Annotated in this window: 24 protein-coding genes; 6 read left to right on the top strand and 18 right to left on the bottom strand. The window is 63.6% G+C overall.

Annotation, left to right across the window (positions count from 1 at the left end; translation table 11 throughout):
- Positions 1–32: 32 nt before the first annotated feature.
- Positions 33–1,136 (bottom strand): LacI family DNA-binding transcriptional regulator, encoded by a 1,104-nt coding sequence (locus ACZ0AJ_RS08095; RefSeq protein ID WP_183552276.1) that lies wholly within the window; start codon positions 1,134–1,136, stop codon positions 33–35.
- 164 nt (positions 1,137–1,300) lie between these two features.
- Here ACZ0AJ_RS08095 and ACZ0AJ_RS08090 point away from each other — a divergent pair, with 164 nt between their 5' ends.
- A complete protein-coding gene (locus ACZ0AJ_RS08090; protein WP_499453765.1) occupies positions 1,301–3,271 on the top strand; it encodes a peptidase U32 family protein in 1,971 nt (656 codons plus the stop codon).
- A gap of 158 nt (positions 3,272–3,429) precedes the next feature.
- Positions 3,430–4,164 carry an SDR family oxidoreductase gene (locus ACZ0AJ_RS08085; RefSeq protein WP_499453763.1) on the top strand — a complete coding sequence of 245 codons (735 nt, stop codon included), beginning with the start codon at positions 3,430–3,432 and terminating at the stop codon, positions 4,162–4,164.
- A 19-nt stretch (positions 4,165–4,183) separates the two neighbouring features.
- Here the strand turns inward: ACZ0AJ_RS08085 and ACZ0AJ_RS08080 are convergent, their stop codons facing one another.
- The 13 genes from ACZ0AJ_RS08080 to mltG form a co-directional block, all read right to left on the bottom strand.
- Complete coding sequence (locus ACZ0AJ_RS08080; RefSeq protein WP_499453761.1) at positions 4,184–4,882, bottom strand: glutathione binding-like protein; 699 nt, start codon at positions 4,880–4,882, stop codon at positions 4,184–4,186.
- 19 nt (positions 4,883–4,901) lie between these two features.
- A complete protein-coding gene (gene wrbA / locus ACZ0AJ_RS08075) occupies positions 4,902–5,501 on the bottom strand; it encodes an NAD(P)H:quinone oxidoreductase (protein WP_499454467.1) in 600 nt (199 codons plus the stop codon).
- Between the two features lie 127 nt (positions 5,502–5,628).
- A complete protein-coding gene (lpxO, locus tag ACZ0AJ_RS08070; RefSeq protein WP_183552261.1) occupies positions 5,629–6,528 on the bottom strand; it encodes a lipid A hydroxylase LpxO in 900 nt (299 codons plus the stop codon).
- A 189-nt stretch (positions 6,529–6,717) separates the two neighbouring features.
- Positions 6,718–6,945 carry a DUF6139 family protein gene (locus ACZ0AJ_RS08065; protein WP_183552258.1) on the bottom strand — a complete coding sequence of 76 codons (228 nt, stop codon included), beginning with the start codon at positions 6,943–6,945 and terminating at the stop codon, positions 6,718–6,720.
- Positions 6,946–7,058: 113 nt separating this feature from the next.
- Positions 7,059–7,259, bottom strand: coding sequence for a hypothetical protein (locus tag ACZ0AJ_RS08060; RefSeq protein ID WP_499453757.1), 201 nt, complete (start codon positions 7,257–7,259; stop codon positions 7,059–7,061).
- Between the two features lie 322 nt (positions 7,260–7,581).
- Entirely contained in the window at positions 7,582–8,496 is a 915-nt protein-coding gene (locus ACZ0AJ_RS08055) for a class I SAM-dependent methyltransferase (RefSeq protein ID WP_499453756.1), read from the bottom strand.
- Positions 8,497–8,623: 127 nt separating this feature from the next.
- Positions 8,624–9,292, bottom strand: coding sequence for an ankyrin repeat domain-containing protein (locus ACZ0AJ_RS08050; protein ID WP_499453754.1), 669 nt, complete (start codon positions 9,290–9,292; stop codon positions 8,624–8,626).
- A 3-nt stretch (positions 9,293–9,295) separates the two neighbouring features.
- A complete protein-coding gene (locus tag ACZ0AJ_RS08045; RefSeq protein WP_499453752.1) occupies positions 9,296–10,078 on the bottom strand; it encodes a TatD family hydrolase in 783 nt (260 codons plus the stop codon).
- Between the two features lie 64 nt (positions 10,079–10,142).
- Positions 10,143–10,661 carry a GNAT family N-acetyltransferase gene (locus tag ACZ0AJ_RS08040; protein WP_499453750.1) on the bottom strand — a complete coding sequence of 173 codons (519 nt, stop codon included), beginning with the start codon at positions 10,659–10,661 and terminating at the stop codon, positions 10,143–10,145.
- 35 nt (positions 10,662–10,696) lie between these two features.
- Positions 10,697–11,074 carry a PilZ domain-containing protein gene (locus tag ACZ0AJ_RS08035; protein WP_183552247.1) on the bottom strand — a complete coding sequence of 126 codons (378 nt, stop codon included), beginning with the start codon at positions 11,072–11,074 and terminating at the stop codon, positions 10,697–10,699.
- Positions 11,075–11,084: 10 nt separating this feature from the next.
- The gene (locus ACZ0AJ_RS08030) at positions 11,085–12,101 is read right to left on the bottom strand and encodes a DNA polymerase III subunit delta' (protein ID WP_499456760.1); all 1,017 of its coding nucleotides are present in this window, start codon (positions 12,099–12,101) and stop codon (positions 11,085–11,087) included.
- Between the two features lie 2 nt (positions 12,102–12,103).
- Complete coding sequence (gene tmk, locus ACZ0AJ_RS08025; RefSeq protein WP_499453748.1) at positions 12,104–12,712, bottom strand: dTMP kinase; 609 nt, start codon at positions 12,710–12,712, stop codon at positions 12,104–12,106.
- A 14-nt stretch (positions 12,713–12,726) separates the two neighbouring features.
- Positions 12,727–13,728 (bottom strand): endolytic transglycosylase MltG, encoded by a 1,002-nt coding sequence (gene mltG / locus ACZ0AJ_RS08020; protein WP_499454462.1) that lies wholly within the window; start codon positions 13,726–13,728, stop codon positions 12,727–12,729.
- A 112-nt stretch (positions 13,729–13,840) separates the two neighbouring features.
- Between mltG and ygfZ the strand changes: the two genes are divergently transcribed.
- The 3 genes from ygfZ to ACZ0AJ_RS08005 are packed head-to-tail and all read left to right on the top strand — an operon-like array spanning position 13,841 to position 15,968.
- Positions 13,841–14,908, top strand: a complete 1,068-nt coding sequence (gene ygfZ, locus ACZ0AJ_RS08015; RefSeq protein WP_499453746.1) for a CAF17-like 4Fe-4S cluster assembly/insertion protein YgfZ — start codon at positions 13,841–13,843, stop codon at positions 14,906–14,908.
- 2 nt (positions 14,909–14,910) lie between these two features.
- On the top strand, positions 14,911–15,216 hold the full coding sequence (locus ACZ0AJ_RS08010) for a DUF4936 family protein (RefSeq protein WP_499453744.1): 306 nt from the start codon (positions 14,911–14,913) through the stop codon (positions 15,214–15,216).
- Positions 15,207–15,968: an NRDE family protein gene (locus tag ACZ0AJ_RS08005; protein ID WP_499453742.1), complete on the top strand. Its 762-nt coding sequence runs from the start codon at positions 15,207–15,209 to the stop codon at positions 15,966–15,968. Before ACZ0AJ_RS08010 ends, ACZ0AJ_RS08005 begins: the two co-directional genes overlap by 10 nt.
- Before the next feature lie 19 nt (positions 15,969–15,987).
- Here ACZ0AJ_RS08005 and ACZ0AJ_RS08000 read toward each other — a convergent pair whose 3' ends face one another.
- From ACZ0AJ_RS08000 to ACZ0AJ_RS07990, 3 genes are read right to left on the bottom strand one after another with little or no spacing between them, the layout of a single operon-like run.
- Positions 15,988–16,896, bottom strand: a complete 909-nt coding sequence (locus ACZ0AJ_RS08000; RefSeq protein ID WP_499453740.1) for an SDR family oxidoreductase — start codon at positions 16,894–16,896, stop codon at positions 15,988–15,990.
- 45 nt (positions 16,897–16,941) lie between these two features.
- On the bottom strand, positions 16,942–17,724 hold the full coding sequence (locus ACZ0AJ_RS07995; protein ID WP_499453739.1) for an SDR family oxidoreductase: 783 nt from the start codon (positions 17,722–17,724) through the stop codon (positions 16,942–16,944).
- 25 nt (positions 17,725–17,749) lie between these two features.
- The gene (locus tag ACZ0AJ_RS07990) at positions 17,750–18,052 is read right to left on the bottom strand and encodes a Dabb family protein (protein ID WP_499453737.1); all 303 of its coding nucleotides are present in this window, start codon (positions 18,050–18,052) and stop codon (positions 17,750–17,752) included.
- Between the two features lie 223 nt (positions 18,053–18,275).
- Between ACZ0AJ_RS07990 and ACZ0AJ_RS07985 the strand changes: the two genes are divergently transcribed.
- Positions 18,276–19,979: an MFS transporter gene (locus ACZ0AJ_RS07985; protein WP_499453735.1), complete on the top strand. Its 1,704-nt coding sequence runs from the start codon at positions 18,276–18,278 to the stop codon at positions 19,977–19,979.
- Between the two features lie 63 nt (positions 19,980–20,042).
- On the opposite strand, the gene ACZ0AJ_RS07980 is transcribed toward ACZ0AJ_RS07985, so the two are convergent.
- The gene (locus ACZ0AJ_RS07980; RefSeq protein ID WP_499454457.1) at positions 20,043–22,133 is read right to left on the bottom strand and encodes a 3-hydroxyacyl-CoA dehydrogenase NAD-binding domain-containing protein; all 2,091 of its coding nucleotides are present in this window, start codon (positions 22,131–22,133) and stop codon (positions 20,043–20,045) included.
- Between the last annotated feature and the right edge of the window lie 12 nt (positions 22,134–22,145).

Raw genomic sequence — 22,145 nt, 5'->3', positions numbered from 1 at the left:
CTGCCCCTCCCGAGGCCGGGACGGTACCTTTGTCAGAGGCTCCGCGCAGCAGCAGGCAGGCGTGCCGGCGGGCGCACGCGTGGCGCGGCATCAGACTGGCGCCGCACCAGGACAAAGTCCATGCGCGTCTGCTCCGGCTCGGCCGGTTCTTCTTCGCGCATCGCCCGCACGCGCCGCACGAGCGCCTGCACCGCTTCGCGCGCCATCTCGGCAATCGGCTGGCGCACCGTTGTCAGTTCGGGCCAGATGGTGGTGGCCAGCGCGGTATCGTCGAAGCCCGTGACCGTGAGATCGCCCGGCACGTCCAGCGCCAGCCGATGGGCGACGGCCACCGTAGCGGCAGCCATATCGTCGTTGCTGGCAAAGATCGCCGTCGGCCGCTCGGCGAGCGCGAGCAACTGCTCGGCCGCGTCCAGGCCCGAACGGTAGGTAAACATCCCCTGCACCACCAGTTCGTCGGCTGCGTCGGCGTTCATTTCCGCGATCGCGGCGCGGTAGCCGTCGAGACGGCGCGCGCTGGCGCTCTGGTTCGGGTGGCCGACGATGAAGCCGATGCGCTGGTGGCCCAGGGCGATCAGGTGGCGCGTCATGTAGTGGGCCGCATCATAGTCGTCGATGCTGACCGCGCCCAGGCCCGGTGCGGGCGAACCGCACGCGACGACGACGGCGGGAATACCGGCGCGTTCCACGCACCCCAGCACGGCTTCGCTGTCGCACAGCGGTGGCGGCAGGATGACGCCATCGAGGCCATTGTCGATCAGGCGCTGCGTGTGTTCGGTTTCGTGGTTGCCCGCCTCGCACTTCTCGACGAAGAGTTGGACATTGTTCAGGCCCGACTGGTTCAGCAGGCCCACGAGAAATTCGCTCAGGTACGCAGCGCTCGGGTTGCTGTACAAGAAACCGACGCGGATGGGCTTGGAACCGGCCAGATTGCGCGCCTCCTGGTTCGGCGTATAGTTCAGTGCAGCGACCGCATCGGCGACCTTGCGCCGGGTGCTTTCACGCACCAGGGTTTTCCCGTTCATGACGCGCGAGACCGTCATGGCGGAGACGCCGGCCAGCTTGGCGACGTCCACCATCGTTGGCTTGCCGTGTTCCATCGCTTCACGGATGCTGTCGAGCGTCACTTTACTCATGTCAGGATTGTTTTCAAGGCCAGGGAAATGGGCTTGATGTTAGCACAGCAACGCTTGGGATTGCGCTAACATCCTCCAGCTTCGGCGGGCGCCGCGACGTCGCGGCACATGACGGCAGCGCGCTGACTGGCTATAATCCCGGTCTTCGCATCGAAGGATTCCCCATGTCATTGCTAGCCCACGAACTTGAACTGCTCTCGCCCGCCAAAACCGCCGAGATCGGGCGCGAGGCGATCCTGCACGGCGCCGATGCCGTCTATATCGGCGGCCCGGCATTCGGGGCGCGGCACAATGCCAGCAACCCGCTCGAGGACATCGCCGGACTCGTGCAGTTCGCGCATGCCTACCGGACGCGCATCTTCGTGACGATGAACACGATCATGCACGACAGCGAACTCGAGCTGGCGCGCAAACAGATCTGGCAACTGTACGAGGCCGGTGTCGATGCGCTGATCATCCAGGACATGGGCTTGCTCGAGCTCGACCTGCCACCGATCCAGCTGCATGCCAGTACCCAGTGCGATATTCGTGGGCCAGAGAAAGCGAAATTCCTCGCTGACGTCGGTTTTTCGCAACTGGTGCTGGCGCGCGAACTGACGGTCGAGCAGATCCGCAAGATCCACCAGGTGACCGACACGCCGCTCGAATACTTCGTCCACGGCGCGCTGTGCGTGGCGTATTCGGGCCAGTGCTATATCTCGCACGCCGACAACGGCCGCTCGGCCAATCGTGGCGACTGCTCGCAGAATTGCCGCCTGCCCTACACGCTGAGCGATGGCCAGGGCCGCGTGGTTGCGTTCGACAAGCACCTGTTGTCGATGAAAGACAACGATCAGAGCCGCAACCTGGGCGCACTGGTCGATGCCGGCATCCGCTCGTTCAAGATCGAAGGCCGCTACAAGGACATGGGTTACGTGAAAAACATCACGGCCCATTACCGCCTGCTGCTCGACGAACTGCTGGACCAGCGGCCGGAATTCGTGCGCGCCTCGAGCGGCCGCACGCGCGTCATGTTCACGCCGGACGTCGACAAGAACTTCCACCGTGGCCATACCGAGTACTTCGCGCAGGGCCGCCTGACCGATATCGGCGCGTTCGATTCGCCGAAGTACGTGGGCGTGGAACTGGGCATCGTGGCGCGCCTGAACGGCGACAGCTTCGATGTCGTCACCAGTGCGCCAATGGCCAACGGCGACGGCCTGAACTATATGTACAAGCGCGACACGGTCGGCATCCAGGCCAACAAGGCAGACAAGCTGGGCGACGAGGCCGATGGCCAGCGCTGGCGCGTCTATCCGAACGAGCCGATGCAGACGCTGGCAGGCCTGAAGGTCGGTACCGTCATCCACCGCAACCGCGACCACGGTTGGGAAGCAACGCTCAACAAGAAATCGTCCGAGCGCAAAGTGGCGCTGGAACTGGTGCTCAGCGAACAAGCTGATGGGCTGCGCCTGGACATCATCGACGAGGACGGCATCGCGTCGCATGCAGCAGCGGCAATTGCCCTGCAACCGGCGACGCAGGCTGCGCAGGCGGATGCCTCGCTGCGTTCGAGCCTGGCCAAGCTGGGCAACACCATGTTCGAAGCCGGTCACGTCGAGCTCAAGCTGAGCCAGCCATGGTTCGTGCCGAGCGCGGCGATCAATGCGCTGCGCCGCGACGCCATTGCGGCACACGAAACGGCGCGCCTGGCAGCCTGGCAGCGGCCCGAGCGCAAGTCGGCGACCACGCCGCCGCCGGTGTATCCGGACGTGCAGCTGAGCTACCTGGCCAATGTCTACAACGACAAGGCCCGCGCGTTCTACCATAAGCATGGCGTGCAGCTGATCGATGCTGCGTACGAATCGCACGAGGAAGCCGGCGAAGTCTCGCTGATGATCACCAAGCACTGTCTGCGCTTCTCGTTCAACCTGTGCCCGAAGCAGGCCAAGGGCGTGCAAGGCGTGCAGGGCCAGGTGAAGGCCGAGCCGATGACGCTGGTCAGCGGCGAAGACCGCTACACACTGCGCTTTGATTGCAAACCGTGCGAAATGCACGTGGTGGGTGCCATGCGCACGAACATCCTGAAGCAGCCGCCGCCATCGGCCGTGTCGTACACGCCGTTGACGTTCCATCGCCAGCGGCCGCGGGCCTGACCGGCTGCTGCCGGCTGATTGTTGCCAACCAAACGGCGCCTGCGGGCGCCGTTGTTCATTTCCGGAGGATCGTGCAATCGATGCCGAGGTTTCGGCATGGGCAGCATCGCGGGTCCTGTCCATACTGACGCCACTGATCACACACCAGGGAGCACAGCATGGAACACGCATCGAAAGTCATCCTCATCACGGGCGCCAGCAGCGGCATCGGTGAAGCCACCGCCCGTTTTCTTGCCGCGCAAGGCCACCGCGTCATCCTCGGCGCGCGGCGCGTCGAACAACTGGTAACGCTGGCAAGCGCCATCCGCGCGGCCGGCGGCATTGCCGACGTCGCCCGGCTCGACGTCACCAGCATGGAGAGCATGACAGCGTTCGCCGACTTCGCGCTCGACTGCCATGGCCGGATCGACGTCCTCGTCAATAACGCCGGCGTCATGCCGCTGTCGAAGCTTGACGCATTGAAGATCGACGAGTGGAACCAGATGATCGACGTGAACATCCGCGGCGTGCTGCACGGTATCGCCGCCGTGCTGCCCGGCATGCAGGCGCGTGGCAGCGGTCAGATCATCAATATCGCGTCGATCGGCGCGTATGCGGTGAGCCCGACAGCGGCAGTGTATTGCGCCACCAAGTTTGCGGTGGCGGCCATCACCGAGGGTTTGCGGCAAGAGGTCGGCGGCGCGATCCGCGTCACGCTGGTGTCGCCTGGCGTCGTGGAGTCGGACCTGGCCGAGTCGATCTCGGATCCTGCTGCGCGCGAGGCGATGCGCGAGCTTCGCAAGGTGGCGATCAAGCCGGAGGCCATCGCGCGGGCGATCGGGTTCGCGATCGATCAGCCGGCGGACGTGGATGTCAGCGAGCTGATCGTGCGACCGACGGCCAGTCCTTACTGAGGCGGGTCTGCGGTCTTGCTCACGCCGGGATTTTGAGGCCTTTTTGTACGGACGGGCGCGCGAGGAATTTGGTGAGCGCGATCGACACGTGCGGGAAGTCCTTGATGCCGACCAGATCCCCTGCTTCGTAAAAATTCAGCAGGCCGTTGATCCAGGGGAAGATCGCGATATCGGCGATGGTGAAGTCGTTGCCCGCGATCCACGCGTGCTGCGCCAGCTGGCCCTCAATCACGCCAAGCAGGCGGCGTGACTCATCGACATAGCGGTCGCGGGGGCGCTTGTCCTCGTAGTCCTTGCCGGCGAACTTGTGGAAGAAGCCCAGCTGGCCAAACATCGGCCCCACGCTGCCGATCTGGAACATCACCCACTGGATGACCTGATAGCGCGCGGCCGGGTCTTGGGGCATGAGCTTGCCAGTCTTGTCCGCCAGGTAGATCAGGATGGCGCCCGACTCAAACAACGGCAGCGGCTGGCCGCCGGGGCCGTCCGGATCGATGATCGCCGGGATCTTGTTGTTCGGGTTGAGCGACAGGAACGCCGGCGAATGTTGGTCGTCCTTGGCGAAGTCGACCTTGTGCAGTTCGTACGGAAAGCCGATCTCTTCCAACATGATCGGAATCTTGACGCCGTTGGGCGTCGGCATCGAGTACAGCTGCAGCCGGTCCGGATGCTGCGCCGGCCATCGCTGCGTGATGGGGAATGCGGAGAGATCGGTCATGGTGATGGCGCCCGCCCGATCAGCCGAACAGCTTGGCGGCGGTCTCGGCGATCAGCTTGCCCTGGTGGCGTGCGCCGCCCAGGTCGATCTCGCTCGGCTGACGTTCACCCTTGCCGCCGGCAATCGTCGTCGCGCCGTACGGGCTGCCGCCGGCGACTTCGTCGAGCGTCATCTGCTGCTGGTAGCTGTATGGCAGGCCAACGATGGTCAAGCCGAGATTCATCAGATTCGTGATGATCGAAAACAGTGTGGTTTCCTGGCCGCCGTGCTGAGTAGCGGTGGACGTGAAGGCGCCGCCGACTTTGCCGTTCAGGGCGCCGCGTGCCCACAGGCCGCCGGTCTGGTCGAGGAACGCCGCCATCTGGCTCGGCATACGGCCATAGCGCGTCGGCGCGCCGATGATGATCGCGTCATAGTGCTCCAGCTCATCCACCTTGGCGATGGGCGCAGCCTGCTCGAGCTTGAAGTGGCCGTTCTTGGCGATGTCTTCAGGGACGGTTTCAGGGACGCGTTTCACGTCGACCGTTGCACCGGCGCCGCGCGCGCCTTCGGCCACTGCGTTGGCCATCGTTTCAATGTGACCGTAGGTCGAGTAATACAGAACCAGTACTTTTGCCATGGACTTCTCCGATAGGTGAAAACAGAAAAGCCATTGTAGCGAGATCGGTAAATATACCGGTTTCGCTACAATGGCTTGTCGTGTCGTCTCTGTCGTGTCGTCTGACTATCGGCGCGGTTGGCGTACGTCAGATCCAGTAAATGAATGCGGCCAGTGCGACGACCAGGGCCACGCGCGTGATGTTGTACGCCGTCTTGTTCCACGCCTTGAAGCGGCGGCGGTACTGGCCCATGTAGAACGAAATGCGGAACAGCTTGCTGACCAGACCGACCTGGTCGCCCGTTTCGTTGGGCGATGCCGCGGCGGTCATCAGGTTGCGGCCAAGCCAGCGGTTCACGCTCTGCATCCAGCGATAGCGCATCGGGCGCTCGACGTCGCAGAACAGGATGATGCGGTCGCTGTCGCTGCCGTTGATCGCCCAGTGGATATAGGTTTCGTCGAACACGACGCCCTGACCATCGCGCCAGCTGTGGCGTTCGCCATCGACCTCGATGAAGCAACGATCATCGTTTGGCGTGGCCAGACCCAGGTGATAGCGCATCGAGCCGGCAAACGGATCGCGATGCGGATTGAGCTTGCCGCCGGGCGGCAGCTCGGCAAACATCGCCGCCTTGACCGATGGGATCGACTGCAGCAGCGCATACGTCTGCGGGCACAGGCGCTCGGCCGACGGGTGGCTGGCGTCGTACCATTTCAGATAGAAACGCTTCCAGCCATTCTTGAAGAACGAGTTGAAGCCGGCATCGTCATTCTGCTCGGCGGCCTTGATCTTCTTGAGCGCGAGCATGCTTTCGGCTTCGGCGCGGATGATCGGCCAGTTTTCTTGCAGGCGGGCCAGTTCCGGGAATTCGGAGAGCGGCGTGAACGGCGTATTGGGTACGCGCGAAAACTTGTGCATGAAGATATTGATCGGTGCCATGAACGACGAGTGATCAAAAATCTGGCGACGAAACGGTAGACGGACGCGACCGCGGAAGTGGATGTGCAGGATCGATAACACGTAAAAACCGACGACAACCCACTTCATACCATCCTCCGTCCCAGTCCATCGCGTGGCTGGCTTGCTTGATCGAGGACGCAGAATACCACAACGGCTATGGGGCCGTTGCGGGCAGGCCAGGTTCTCAGGGAGAGATGCTGGCGCACCGGCAAGGCGCGAATTGCGCGCTTGCCGATGAAGAGATGCTGGCAGGCCTGAGGGCCTGCCGGGAAAATCTTAGTGCGTCACCGACGTGATTGCATACCCTTTTTCAGCGATCTGGTCGCTCAGGTGTTCGATGTCGAAATCCTTGATGGCATCGGCATTGTCTTCCACCTCATAGCCCTGTGCTTGGACTTCCCAATCGGTGTTGGTGGCTTCTTCAGGAATGCTTTTCGATTCCGGCACGGCCAGGTACGAAAACTTGCCATCATGTTCAGCTCGGCGGTAGATATCCAGGCGCATATTATTTCCTCTATTTAATGTTTGCTTTCGGATGAAAGCGAGCATCTTCACAGTAAAAGATCGCGCGCGAAACGTCTGTTAATTGCCCAACACTCAGTGATGCCATAACGTTATCAGTGGCCCGGGCGCTGCCCCAACACCCGTGCCGGCAGCATGACAATGCCTTTGAGCAGACTGAACACAGCATCAACACCGATCCCCAGCAGCCTGAACGGCAGCAGCAACAGCCACACAATGGGATAAACCAGCAGCGCCAGCAACGCAATCGGCCAGCACACCATCAACAGCAGCACCCACACCAGAAAACTCAGCATATTGCCTCCACATTGAACAGGAAGGCACTGTACCGGCCACCATCTTCAACAGGCCACCCTTATCCGACGCACGGTCATTTCGCCGCCACGGACGGTCGCCCATCCCGATAAACGGCGCAAGCAATAGCCACATGGCTCAATCCAAACAATTAGGGTCAGTGTCGAATTATTGAGCAACTGATTTACTGCAGTTGTCAAACAATTCGACACTGACCCTAATTATCCGGCGAGCAATGACCCATCAATTGGGGTCAGAGTCGAATTATTGAGCAATTGATTTACTGAAGTTGTCAAACAATTCGACACTGACCCTCATTGGGGGTTAGGCGTATTCGGGGATTTTTTCGGTGACGGATTGGGTGACGACGTCGGCCTGGATCGAGGCTTGCAGGGATGGGATCGAGCCGCCGGCGCGGTAGGCGAAGGACAGGCGCAGCAAGTCGCCGGCTTTGACGGTGATGGGCGTGTAGAGCGGCAGCGTCATGTAGTGGTTCAGCCAGTCAATTGTCGTTGCTTGCTCTTGTACGATGGCCAGGACGTTTTTCGTCACGAAGCGCATGGCGTTCAGGGTGCCAGACTGTTCGATCAGGACCGAGCCTTCCCAGGCGATCAGGCTGTCGACCGGTTGGCCGAAGTCGATGATGCTGTAGACAGCGGGTTGCGACAGCTCGATCGTGCCGGGTTGGACGACGCCCGTTTCCTGGAACTGGACGATCGGGGCGTAGAAGCCGTCGAAGTCGTATTCCTGCTGGAGTGGCTGCACAGCCATGATGACGGCTTCCGGCATGAACAGCGGCAGAGGGCCGCCGAATTTGGCCAGGTAGCGACGCTTGAACGACTCGATCACTTCGACCTGTTTTTCACGCAGCATGCCGACGTGGATCATTTCGCAGATGACGACATCGACCGGCTCGGGTGGCAGGTAGTCGAAGGCGTCGGCGTGGACGACTTCGACCTTGTGGCCGTTCGGATTCATCGCCAGGAAGCGGCGCGCTTCACGCACCATGTCCGGGTTGTATTCGACGCAATAGACTTTCGACGCTTTCTGCGCCGCGAAGAACGACAGCACGCCCGTGCCGCCGCCCAGTTCCAGCACCTTGGCGCCGGGGAAGACCGAGTAGTGGATGGCGGACTTGAAGCTGTGCATCCGGTTCTGGTCCATCAGCATATTGTGATGGTAGTGGACTGGAATGAACTGCCCCAGGTAGCAGCTTTCGATTTCGCGTTCGTTCAGCATGATTATCCTCGTCGTCCTGTGTAGTGGGACCGTAGGACTATTATGGATACTATTTCCTGCGCGCAATCTGTCGAGGTGAGGGGCAAATAACGTCCAATTCAATCCCGACGCCGTTCGCCCACCCCTATCAGCGATCGGACAGCAGCCCGGCCAGTTTGTCGTGCCCGGCCTGCTTCGCCAGCTGGGCGGCGGTGAAGCCTTCGGTGTTCTTCAGGGCCGGATTCGCGCCCTTGGCCAGCAACAGGCGCACGATCCCGTCCTGTCCCTCGCGCGCCGCCATCATCAACGGCGTCACGGCGCCGGACGGCCGTGGCGACAGTGCATCGAGCTGTGCTCCACGCTCGATCAGCAGTTGCGCGATCGCGGCGTCACCGCTGGCGGCTGCGTAATGCAGCGCGGTCCAGCCGGGCTGGTTAACCTTGGCACCCTTATCCAGCAGCGCGCGCACGGTGTCGCCATCGCGCTTGAACGCCGCCATCATCAGCGCCGTGTTGCCGTTGACCGCCTTGCGTTCCAGGTCGGTGCCCGGATGGGCCAGCAAATCCTGCACGACGGCCGTCGAGCCCTCGCGGATTGCCAGTACCAGCGCCGGCTCGCCGCCCAGTGGATTGAGTTCGTTGGCGTTGACGACCGTCCCGACCATCTTGCGCACGGTGTTCGCATCGTCCATCTGGACGGCGCGGAAGAACGACGACACCTGCTTTTCATTGGGCGCCTGGGCAGCGATGGCACCGACGGCCATCACGCTCAGCACACCCGCCGCGCACACGCGCGCCATCGAACGAACAATCCGCATGCGTCAGCTCCTGGCTGTCTGGAACAGGTTGAAGAAATTTTCGCTGGTCTGCGCCGCGACATCGCGCAGCGACACGCCCTTGAGCGTGGCGATGTACTCTGCCACGTGCGCCACATACCCGGGCTCGTTCATGCGCCCGCGGAACGGCACCGGCGCCAGATACGGCGAGTCGGTTTCGATCAGCATGCGTTCGAGCGGCACCGCCAGCGCGACGGCCTGCAAATCCTTGGCGCTCTTGAAGGTGACAATCCCCGAGAACGAGATATAGAAGCCCTGCTCCATGGCCGCCTGTGCCACCTCGAGCGACTCGGTGAAGCAATGCATGACGCCCGCCACGCCACCGGCGTCAGTGCCGGCGCCCTCTTCCTTCATCAGGCGGATCGTGTCTTCGCTGGCCGCGCGCGTATGGATGATCAGCGGTTTGCGCGTTTCGCGCGAGGCGCGGATGTGCACGCGAAAGCGTTCGCGCTGCCAGTCGAGGTCACCCTTGAGGCGGTAGTAGTCCAGGCCCGTCTCGCCGATGGCGACGATTTTCGGATGGTCCGCCAGGTCGACCAGCTGCTGCACGGTCGGTTCAAGCGTGTCCTCGTAGTCGGGATGCACACCGACCGAGGCGAAGATATGGGGATACTGCTCGGCCAGCGCGAGCACTTGCGGAAAGTCCGGCAGATCGACCGACACGCACAAGGCATGCGTGACCTGGTTCTCGGCCATCTTGGCCAGCACCTCGGGCATGCGGGCGGCCAGTTCCGGAAAATTGATGTGGCAGTGGGAATCGATAAACATCCCGCCATTGTACGCGAGGCGCTTGGCCGCAGCACGGGCGGAGCACGGGCACCACGGTCACAACTCAAGCCACGCGCTTGCCCAGAATGATCAGATCACGCTCGATGCCATCGAGGTTCGCCACGCGCGGGAAGTTGGCCCAGGTCTCGAATCCGTATTTACCGAACAGCGCCAGACTCGGCGCATTGTGGCCGAAGATGAAGCCCAAGAGCGTGTGCACCTTGACCTCGGGCGCGAACGCGATCGCCAGCTCCAGGCAGTAGCGTCCCAGGCCCTGGCCACGCGCGCTTTCAGCGATATAGATCGACACTTCCGCCGTGCCCGAATACGCCGGCCGGCCATAGAAGTTCGAGTACGACAGCCAGCCGATGACCGCCGGCTGTTCGCTCGTATCGAGCGCATCGTGGATGACCCACAGCGGGCGCCGGTCGGGCGTGTGCTCGTTGAACCAGGCTTCGCGCGACTGTACCGATACGGGCTCGGTATCTGCGGTCACGTCGCGCGAGGCGATGGTGGAATTATAGATATCGACGATGACCGGCAGGTCGTCGCGTCGTGCCAGGCGATGGACGTAGAAAGGCATGCAGCAGGAATGGGTTAGTTACGGAATTTGGTTAGTTACAGAGTGTGGGTAGCGCGCGAAGACCGCAGCGCGGCGCCGAGGATTTCTTCGATGCGCTGGCGGGCGCGCTGCCCTGATTCGTCGGCCGGGAAATGCACGCCGATGCCTTGCGCCTTGTTGTTGTTGGCGCCCGCCGGCGTGATCCAGGCGACGGTGCCGGCAATCGGGTATTTGTTCGGATCGTCCATCAGCGCCAGGATCAGGTAAATCTCGTCGCCGATCTGGTACGGCTTGCTGGTGGGGACGAACATGCCTCCATTACGCAGGAACGGCATGTAGGCCGCATAGAGCGCCGCTTTTTCCTTGATCGCCAGCGACAGCACGGACGGCCGCGGGGCCTGGGCTGCGGTTGCATCTGGCGGATTGGCGCTCATCGTGGTCCTCTCATGTACAGCAGCCAGTGTACTCAAGCAGCATGTCCTCGACAAATAATTTTGCCGACAGCGGATGATCGGCCACCGCGCGCCGTTCGTTCATGGCCTTGATCGCACGCAGCAGGTTGTTCGTCTGCGCCCTGCCGGCCAGCGCCGCCAGCTCTTTCTGATAGCGCGGGTAGTAACGGATCTTGCCCGACAATTTGTACGAGAATACATCGTACAGCCAGCGCTGGGTCCACGCCACCAATGCCGGCAGCTCGGCCTTGGCCAGCTTGTCAGCCGCCCGCAGCGCCGCATCCGGCGCCGGTCGCGCCAGAAACGCGAGCAGCACGTCGAGTTCTTCGCGGCTGCCGTGCGCCGACGCGGCCAGCGCCGCCAGTGGCGCGCCGCCCTGCTCGCGCAGCCAGCTGTCTGCATCCGGCACGCTCTGCGCGTTGAGCCACGCCAGCGCATCGTCGTGCGACGGCATCGGCAGCGCGAACTTGCGGCAGCGTGACAGGATCGTCGGCAGCAGCCGGTCCAGGCTATTGGACGACAGCAGGAACACGGTGCCCGGTGGCGGTTCTTCCAGCGTCTTGAGCAGCGCGTTCGACGCCGGTGTATTCAATGCCTCGGCCGGATACAGCACCACGACGCGCAAGCCCTGGCGGTGCGTCGAGATATTCATGAAGTCTGCCAGCGCCCGGATCTGCTCGATCTTGATTTCTTTCGACGGCGCCCTGGTCGACTTCGATTTACGATCGCCGTCGCCTTCTTCGTCACCCGCGCCCGGTTCGTCTTCGAGTGCTTCGGGCCGCACGCGGCGGTAATCGGGATGGTTGTGCTGGGCGAACCAGCCGCACGATGCGCAGACACCGCACGCCTGGCCGTCAGGCCGGGCGTTCTCGCACAGCAGCGCCTGGGCAAACGCTTCGATGAAATCGGCCTTGCCGGTGCCGGCCGGGCCGTGGAACAGGATCGCGTGCGGCATGCGCGCGCGCAGCGCCTGCAACTGGGTCCAGGCGGCGCCCTGCCACGGATACATCGTCACAGCAGGCGCTCCAGGACAGCTGCGAGTTCGCGCTGGATCGCCTCGATGCTGCGCGTCGAATCGACGACCACGAAGCGCTGCGGGAACTGCGCCGCGCGGCGCAGGTACTCGGCGCGGCACCGGGCAAAGAACTCGGCCTGCTCGCGCTCGAACTTGTCGAGCGTGCGCGAGGCCGCAAGCCGTTCGCGCGCTACTTCCAGCGGCACGTCGAACAGCAGCGTCAGGTCAGGCTGCAGCGCTGGGTGCACCCATGCCTCGAGCGCTTCCATCTTTTCGCGCGACAGGCCCCTGCCACCGCTCTGGTAGGCAAAACTGGCATCGGTAAACCGGTCCGACAACACCCAGTGACCCATCGCCAGCTGCGGCGCGATCACCTGCGCGATATGCTCGCGGCGGCTGGCGAACATCAGCAGCGCCTCGGTCTCCAGGTGCATGGTTTCGTGCAGCAGCACGTCGCGCAGCTTTTCGCCCAGCGGCGTGCCGCCCGGCTCGCGCGAGGCAAACACGGTCTTCCCGTGCGTTGCGAGAAAGTCGGTGACGAAACCGATATGGGTCGATTTTCCGGCGCCGTCGATGCCTTCGAACGTGATGAACTTGCCCTGCATGGAACAACCTTCTGTCATTGGGTGGTGATCCCGCGCTGGTAGCGATTCACGGCGCGGTTATGGTCCGGCAGATTGCTGGAGAACTGGCTGGTACCGTCGCCGCGCGAGACGAAATACAGCGCCGGCGTCTCGGCCGGCGCGAGCGCGGCCTGCAGCGACTGCAGGCCCGGCAGCGAGATCGGCGTGGGCGGCAAGCCGCCGCGCGTATAGGTATTGTACGGCGTGTCGGTCAGCAGGTCCTTCTTGGCGATCTTGCCGACGAACGCGTCGCCCATGCCGTAGATGACGGTCGGATCGGTCTGCAGCAGCATGCCGGTGCGCAGGCGGTTGACGAACACGCCGGCGATCATCGTGCGCTCGCTCTTCTGTCCCGTTTCCTTCTCGACGATCGAGGCCATGATCAGCGCTTCGTACGGCGTCTTGTACGGCAGTTCCTTGTTGCGCTTTTCCCAGGCCTCGTTCAGGTGGGCCAGCATCGCTTGGTGCGCGCGGCGGTAGATCTCGATCTCGGACGAGCCCTTCGCGAACAGATAGGTATCGGGGAAGAACAGGCCTTCCGGATCCTTGTACTCGGTCGAGATCTTCGCCATCAGTTCGGCGTCGGTCAGTTTGACGGTATCGTGCTTGAGGCGCGTGTGGCTGCTGATCGCCTGGCGCATCTGCTTGAAGCTCCAGCCTTCGATGATCGTTACCGCTTCTTGCGCGAACTCGCCGCGCACCAGTTGCGACAGCAGGCGGCGCGGCGACGTGTTCGGCTTGAGCTCATAACTGCCGGCCTTGATGCGGCCCGCATCACCCGTCAGTCGCGCCAGCAGCACGAACAGCGTCGGGTTGACGGGCACGCCGGCGGCGGCCATCTGCTGCGCGCTGGCAGCCACGCCGCTGCCGGGGTTGATCGAAAATTCAATGGGCGCGCCGGGGACGGGCAAGGCCTGCTTGGTCCACCAGGCAAAGCCGCTGGCGGCGGCGACGGAAACGATGACGCCGGTAACGAGTAATTTTTTTATCAGTGCCATGTCTTTGCGCGGTCAACGTGCGAAATGGACCGCGCCCGGCGCGATTTTCCACACAACTCTATAATGAGGCCGTAATGATAAAGCCTAATTGCCTAAATATAAGCGGATTTTGATGACGACCCAGACAGACATCCAGAACACGCCTTCGCCGGTACCGGCTCACGATGACCTAGCCGTACCTACGCAGGTCGCCGACACTGGCCCGCAGCTCACGCTCGACGACGTTACCGCAGGCTTCATCGCGACGGTACGCGACCAGGGCCTGATCGCCGTGAGCGGTGACGACGCTGCCAAATTCCTGCACACGCAACTGACCAACGACGTCGAGCACCTGACGGCGACGGACGTGCGCTTCGCGGGCTTCTGCACGCCGAAGGGGCGCCTGCAGGCGAGCTTCCTGATGTGGCGCGACAATGATGCCGTGTACCTGCAACTGCCGCGCGCCATCCAGGCGCCGCTGCAGAAACGGCTATCGATGTTCGTCATGCGTTCCAAGGCCAAACTCGTCGATGCAACCGATGCAGCGCCGTTCGCCACGGTGCTCGGCCTGGGCGGCGCTAAAGCGCAAGCGGCGCTTGGCCAGATCGTGCCAACGCTGCCGGCTATGCCGATGACCAAGACCGATGGTGCGTTCGGCACCGTGCTGCGCCTGAACGATGCGTTCGGCGCGCCGCGCTACCTGTGGCTCACGTCAGCCGAGACGGCCAGCGCTGCGCTGTCCGCGCTGGGCACGCAGCTCGCCGTCGGCGGCGACCAGGCCTGGCAACTGGCAACGATCCACGCGGCCGAGCCGCAGGTCGGCCCGGCCACGCAGGAACAGTTCGTCCCGCAGATGATCAATCTCGAGCTGCTGGGCGGCGTCAATTTCAAGAAAGGCTGCTATCCGGGCCAGGAAATCGTCGCGCGCACCAAGTACCTCGGCAAGATCAAGCGCCGCGCTGCGCTGGCCCGTATCGACGACGCGGGTGCACGCCCCGGCGACGAAGTCTTTTCGCCCCTCGACCCAAGCCAGCCATGCGGCATGGTCGTCAATGTTGCACCGAACGGGATCGGTGGCGCCGACGCGCTGGTCGAAATCAAGCTGGCGCAGCTGACGGAAGAAGTGCGCCTGGGTTCGGCCACCGGTGCACGCGTGAGCTTCCTGCCAATGCCGTACAGCCTCGACGCGATCGACGACTGACGATGGCCGATCTGTCCGTCTCCGACCTGTACGTGTATTACAAGGTGCGCGACGCCGACACCGCGCAACTGGCCCCGCTGGTGCGCGCGATGCAGGCGGCCCTCGTCGCCAGCGAAGGCGTGAGCGTACAGCTCAAGCGCCGGCCAGGTAACCAGGATGGCCTGCAAACCTGGATGGAAGTCTACCCGTCCGTCCCCGCCGGCTTTGACGCCACGCTCGCGCGCGCTGTCGACGAAGCCGGATTCGAATCCCTGCTGGCCGGCCCGCGCCGTGTCGAAGTCTTTACGGAGTTGCCGCCATGTGCCTGATCGTCTTTGCATGGCACGTCGTCCCTGGCGTGCCTGTTATTGCCGCCGCCAACCGCGATGAATTCTATGACCGCCCGGCCCTGCCCGCCGCGCCCTGGCCCGAGCATCCGCACGTGATCGCCGGGCGCGACCTGCAAGGCGGCGGCAGCTGGATGGGCGTGTCGCTCACGGGCGCCAACGGCCCGCGCTTTGCCGCGCTGACCAATATCCGCAGCCCGGGCGAGCGTCAGCCCGATGCGCCGACACGCGGCGCACTGGTGGCCGACTACCTGGCGGGCGAGCTCGATGCGGGCGCCTACGTCGCGCAGCTCGCGGCCCAGCCGGACCACTACAACGGCTATAACCTGGTGCTGGGCGACGGCGAGACGCTGTACTGGTACTCGAACCGCGGGCAACACGACCCGCGCAATGGCCAGCCGCTCGAGCGTGGCCGGATCTACGGCATCTCGAACGGTCTGCTCGACGAGCCGTGGCCGAAGGTGCTGCGCACGAAAGCGCAGTTCGCAAGCCTGTTGTGCCAGGGCGCGCCGGAAGACGCGTACTTTGAAATGCTGGCCGACACGACGCGCGCACCCGATTTGCGCCTGCCGGAAACGGGCGTGCCGCTCGAGATGGAGCGCATGCTGTCGTCGGTCTGCATCGAGTCGGAAGAATACGGCACGCGCACGTCGACGGTGGTCAAGCTGTACAGCAATGGCGCGCCCGACCTGCACGAGCGCGTCGTGGTGCCGGGCGAGCAAGCCGCGGCTTGATGCAGTAAAGGGTCGGCGCTCAGCGTCGGCCCTTGAGCCCCGCTTTCAGGATATCCCGCAGATGCGGCGTGGCCGCATACGGATCGGGCGGCTGCCGGCCATGTACCAGCGCATCGGCATGCTCGGCCACGGTGCCCAGCGCCTGCGGATGCGAGAACACATAGAAGCGCTCGGCGCGGATGGCGTCGAACGTCAGCTGTGCGACCTGCGCTGCGGACACCTTGCCCGAGCCGACAGCTTTTTCCGTCAGCGCTTGCGCCGCCATCTGGCTCGCCGTCATGATCTCGTCGGTGCGCAGTTCGTCCGGCCGGTGCCGGTGCGACTGCGCGATCTGCGTCGGGATGAAGTATGGACACAGTACCGACGTGCCGATCGGTGCATCGACCAGCTTGAGGTCGTGATACAGCGTTTCGGTCAGCGCCACCACCGCATGCTTGGACACGTTGTACAAGCCCAGCGCCGGTGAATTGATCAGCCCCGCCATCGACGCGGTGTTGACGACATAGCCCCGGTACGCGGGGTCCTTGGCTGCGCATTCGAGCATCACGGGGATGAACGCACGCACGCCGTTGACGACGCCGTACAGGTTCACGCCCAGCACCCACTCCCAGTCTTCCTTCGAATTTTCCCAGATCAGGCCACCAGCGCCAACGCCCGCGTTGTTGAACACCAGGTGCACTGCGCCGAAACGCGCCATCGCCGAATCGGCCAGCTCCTGCACGTGCGCGCTCTTGCGCACATCGCACACCATCGCGATGACCTCGGCGCCGCCGTCCATCAATTCCTCGGCAGCTTTCTCGAGTGGCTTGCGCTGCACATCGCCCAGCACCAGCTTCATGCCCAGGCTGGCGGCCATGGCGGCAAACTCGCGGCCCATGCCACTGGCCGCGCCGGTAATGACGGCGACCTTGCCTTTGAAATCATCCATCGTTTTGTCCTTTGACCATGCGTTCAGACAGCGCTCAGACGGCGCTCAGACAGCGGTGACGCCGCCATCGACCGCCAGTATTTGTCCCGTGATGTGCTTGCCGGCGTCGGAGGCGAACAGCACCACTGCGCCTTTCAGGTCTTCGTCGTCGCCCAGCCGTCCCAGCGGGGCTGCGGCTGCCAGGCCTTCGGCGCCGTAGGCAGCCAGCACGCCCTTGGTCATTTTGGATGGGAAGAAGCCCGGCGCGATCGCATTGACCGTGATGCCGTGGCGGCCCCATTCGCCGGCCAGCGTGCGCGTGAAGTTGATGACCGCACCCTTGGACGTGTTGTAGGCAATCGTCTGCATGGCATCCGGCGGGTTGCCCGACAGGCCGGCAATCGACGCGATATTGACGATGCGCCCGTAGCGCCGTGGGATCATCGACAGCTTGCCCACCGCCTGCGAAACCAGGAATACCGAGCGCACGTTCAGGTTCATCACCTTGTCCCACGCCTCGAGCGGATAATCCTCGGCCGGCGCGCCCCAGGTGGCGCCGGCATTGTTGATCAGGATATCGACATGGCCCAGACGCGCCAGCGCCGTCTCAACCAGGCTTGTTGCATGCGCCGGGTCGGACAAATCGCCCGCAAAGCAGCTCGCCTCGATGCCCAGATCATGCAGCCGGGCGACGGCAGCGTCGAGTTCTTCCTGCTTGCGCGAGGTGAGGATCAGGCGTGCGCCCTGCTCGCCCAGCGCCTGCGCCATCTGCAGTCCGAGCCCGCGCGAGCCGCCGGTGACGATCGCGGTCTTGCCCTTTAGTGAAAACAGTTCCTGCGTAGTGCGCATACGGCCTCCGGTCAGCACGGCGTGGTCAGATTTCGTAATCCATGCACTGGCGCCCTTCGCGGATCGCGCCGATGAATGGTACGACGGCCTGGTGCACCGGGTGCGCGATGTACGCGGCGAGCGCCGCGCGGTCGGCGAACTCGGAATACAGCGCGACGTCGTAGGTTGCTTCGAGGTCGGGCTGGGCCAGCGTGACTTCAAAGGTGATGATGCCTGGGACGATCGCGGCGCATTCGTCCAGCCGGCGTTTCATCTCGCGTGCATTGCTTGCGCGGTCCGCGCCTTCGGCCTCTTCTTTCAGCTTCCACATGACGATGTGCTTGATCATTCGCGCTCCTGTTGTCGGTGTTGTGGGCAGCGTTGCGTGCCCCTCACAGCCAGTATAGCGAGAGCACGATCGTTCGCCAAAACCATACGAAAAACATATTTACAACGCGGACCTGCAGCTACCCATTTTGCAAGATTCGCGTAAGGTTCGAGGCGCACATTGGGTTGGCTGACCAACAATCAGCCTTTCCGCTTAAACACAAAACAATGAACGGAGACAAGCCATGGCAATCACACCTGGCAACACTGTCGGCGCTGTACCACCCTCTACCACCACCGCTGGCCTGACCAAGGAAGAGCGCAAGGTCATTGCTGCTTCCTCGCTCGGCACCGTGTTCGAATGGTACGATTTCTACCTGTACGGTTCGCTCGCCACGATCATCGCCAAGCAGTTCTTCATCGGCGACCCCAACACCACCTTCATCTTTGCGCTGCTGGCCTTTGCCGCCGGCTTCATCGTGCGCCCGTTCGGCGCGCTCGTGTTCGGCCGTCTGGGCGACATGATCGGCCGCAAGTACACGTTCCTGATCACGATCCTGCTGATGGGCGCATCGACCTTCCTCGTCGGCATTCTGCCCAGTTATGCGCAGATCGGTATCGCCGCGCCAATCATCCTGGTCACGCTGCGCATCCTGCAGGGCCTGGCGCTGGGCGGCGAGTACGGCGGCGCGGCAACCTATGTGGCCGAGCATGCGCCGCACGGCAAGCGCGGCCTCTTCACGGCGTTCATCCAGACCACCGCGACGATCGGCCTGTTCCTGTCATTGCTGGTCATCCTGGGCACCCGCACGCTGATCGGTGAAGAAGAATTCCAGGCCTGGGGCTGGCGTATCCCGTTCCTGATCTCGGTCGTGCTGCTGGGGATTTCGGTGTGGATCCGGCTGTCGATGAACGAGTCGCCGGCATTTGCCAAGATGAAGGCCGAAGGCAAGACGTCGAAAGCGCCGCTGTCGGAAGCGTTTTTGAAACCGAAGAACGCCAAGATCGCCCTGCTGGCGCTGCTCGGCCTGACGATGGGCCAGGCCGTGGTCTGGTACACGGGCCAGTTCTACGCGCTGTTCTTCCTGACCAAGACGCTCAAGATTGCCGACCCGACGGCCAATATCCTGATCGCCATCGCCCTGCTGCTGGCCACGCCCTTCTTCATCATCTTTGGCGCGCTGTCGGACAAGATCGGCCGCAAGTGGATCATCCTGGGCGGCTGCGCGATTGCTGCGGCGACCTACTTCCCGATCTTCAAGGCGATCACGCACTACGGCAATCCGGCACTGGAAACGGCGCTGCGCACCGCGCCCGTGTTCGTCGTGGCCGACCCGGCCACCTGCAGCTTTCAGATCGATGCAACGGGCACCCGCAAGTTCCCGTCGTCGTGCGACATCGCCACGCGCATGCTGACGGCCGCCTCGGTCAGTTACAACCGGATCGATGCGCCAGCCGGCACCGTCGCCACGATCAAGATCGGCACGACCGAGTTCAAGTCGTTCAACGCCGTCATGACGCCGGATAACCTGAACTTCGACGATGCGTCGAAGGCCAGCGAAGCGGCGCTCAAGAAAGAGGTCAACGGGGCGCTGGCCAGCGCGGGTTATCCGGAGAAAGCCGATCCGGCCGCGATCAACAAGCCGATGCTGGTCGTGCTGCTGTTCATCCTCGTGCTGTATGTGACGATGGTGTATGGCCCGATCGCGGCGATGCTGGTCGAGATGTTCCCGACCCGGATCCGCTACACGTCGATGTCGCTGCCGTATCACATCGGGAATGGCTGGTTCGGCGGGCTGTTGCCGACGACGGCCTTCGCGCTGGTGGCGTTCAAGGGCGATATCTATTACGGCCTGTGGTACCCGATCATCATCGCCATGACCACGTTCGTGATCGGTGCGCTGTTCGTGCGGGAGACCAAGGACAACAATATTTACGCGAACGACTAGTGATTTTGTTGTGTGCTCGATGCGTGGAAGGCGGCGCCGTCCACGCATCAAGCCGTTTTATGTTCAGGCGTTGAACGCGCCATTCGCCGCGGCCAGCCGCACCAGCAGCGGCGCCGGCGTCCACGCCTCCCCATTGCGCCCGCGCGCAAAGCCCTCGATTGCTGCAAGCACGGCCGGCAAGCCCACCATGTCGGCATACAGCATCGGTCCGCCACGGTGCAGCGGGAAACCGTAGCCGCTCAGGTAGACCATGTCGATGTCGGACGCCCGCAGTGCGATGCCTTCTTCGAGGATTTTGGCGCCCTCGTTGACCAGCGCATACACGAGCCGCTCGACGATTTCAGCGTCCGCAATCGCGCGGCGCGCGACACCGATCTCGCCCGAGTACTGCGTCACCATCGCGTCGACGGTGCCTGAGGGCGTGGCCGCCCGCGCGCCCGCCTGGTAGTCGTACCAGCCGGCGCCCGTCTTTTGCCCGAAGCGGCCCTGTTCACACAACAGGTCCGGCAGCTTCGAATACGCAAAGTCTGGTGACTCGATCGCACGCCGCTTGCGGATATGCCAGCCGATGTCGTTGCCGGCCAGGTCGCTCATCCGGAATGGGCCCATCGCGAAACCGAACGCCTCGATTGCGCGGTCGACCTGTTCCGGCAGCGCGCCTTCTTCCAGCAAGTCGTACGCCTGGCGCAGATACTGCTCGAGCATGCGGTTGCCGATGAACCCATCGCAGACGCCGGAGACCACACCCGTTTTTTTGAGTTTTTTCGCCAGCGCCAGCGCGGTGACCAGCACATCGGCCCCGGTCTGTGCGCCGCGCACGATTTCGAGCAGCTTCATCACGTGCGCAGGGCTGAAGAAATGCAGGCCGATCACATCCTGCGGCCTCCCCGTGAACGCGGCGATGCGATTCACGTCGAGCGACGACGTATTGGTGGCCAGGATCGCACCCGGCTTCATCAGTTTGTCGAGCTCGCGAAACACCAGCTCCTTGACGTCCATGTCCTCGAACACCGCTTCGACGACGATGTCGGCCTGCGCCAGCGCGTCGTACGACAGCGTGCCGGTGATGGAGGCCATGCGCTGCGCCAGCTTGTCGGCCGTCAGCTTGCCCTTGGCGACGCTGCGTTGGTACACGGCGCGGATGCCGGCCAGGCCCTTGTCGAGCGCTTCCTGCTTCGTCTCGAGAATGATCACCGGAATGCCGGCATTGGCAAAGTTCATCGCGATGCCGGCGCCCATCGTGCCGGCGCCCACCACGGCCGCGCTGGCAATCGGGCGTGGCTGGGTGTCGGGAGGCACGCCCGGCACCTTGCCGGCGGCGCGCTCGGCAAAGAATGCATGGCGCAGCGCCTTCGATTCGGGCGTCGTTGTCAGGTACATGAAGCGTTCGCGCTCGAACTGCAAGCCGGCCTCGAATGAATCGGCGGTCACGGACGCGGCCACCGTTTCGACGCACTCGCGCGGCGCCGGGAATGGCCCGGCCATCCCATCGACGCGCGCACGGGCCTCAGCCAGAAAGCCGGCGGCATCCGGGTGCGCGACGGCGCGGTCGCGCACTTTGGGCAGCGGGCGGACGGCGGCAACCGATTCGGCAAACGCGACGGCGGCCGGCAGCAGGTCGACGTCCGCATCAAATACGCGGTCGAACAGCGCCGTGCCGGCCAGCTTGTCGGATACGACCGGCGCGCCGGTAAGGATCATGTCGAGAGCCTTTTCGAGGCCCAGCACGCGCGGCAGGCGCTGCGTGCCGCCCGCGCCGGGCAACAGGCCAAGCTTGACTTCGGGCAGCGCGATCTGCGCGCCGGGCGCCGCGACGCGGTAGTGGCAGCCCAGCGCCAGCTCCAGGCCGCCGCCCATGCACACGCTGTGAATGGCAGCGACGACCGGCTTGGCCGCGCCTTCGGCAGTGGCAATCAGCGTATGCAGCGTCGGCTCGGTGAGCGCCTTGGGCGACGTGAACTCACGGATATCGGCACCGCCCGAAAATGCCTTGCCGGCACCGGTGATCACGATGGCCGTGACGGCCGGGTCGGCTTCGGCCTGCCGGATGCCGGCAACGGCTGCCGTGCGGGTTGCCAGGCCAAGGCCATTGACGGGGGGATTGTTCAGCGTGATGACGGCAACGCTGCCGTGCACCTGGTAGTCGGCGCTCATGTCGATTTCGTC

Source organism: Telluria sp. AC161 (genome assembly GCF_979258535.1).
The sequence above is the reverse complement of the archived record's forward strand: the minus strand, read 5'-3'. Positions and strand labels throughout refer to the sequence as shown.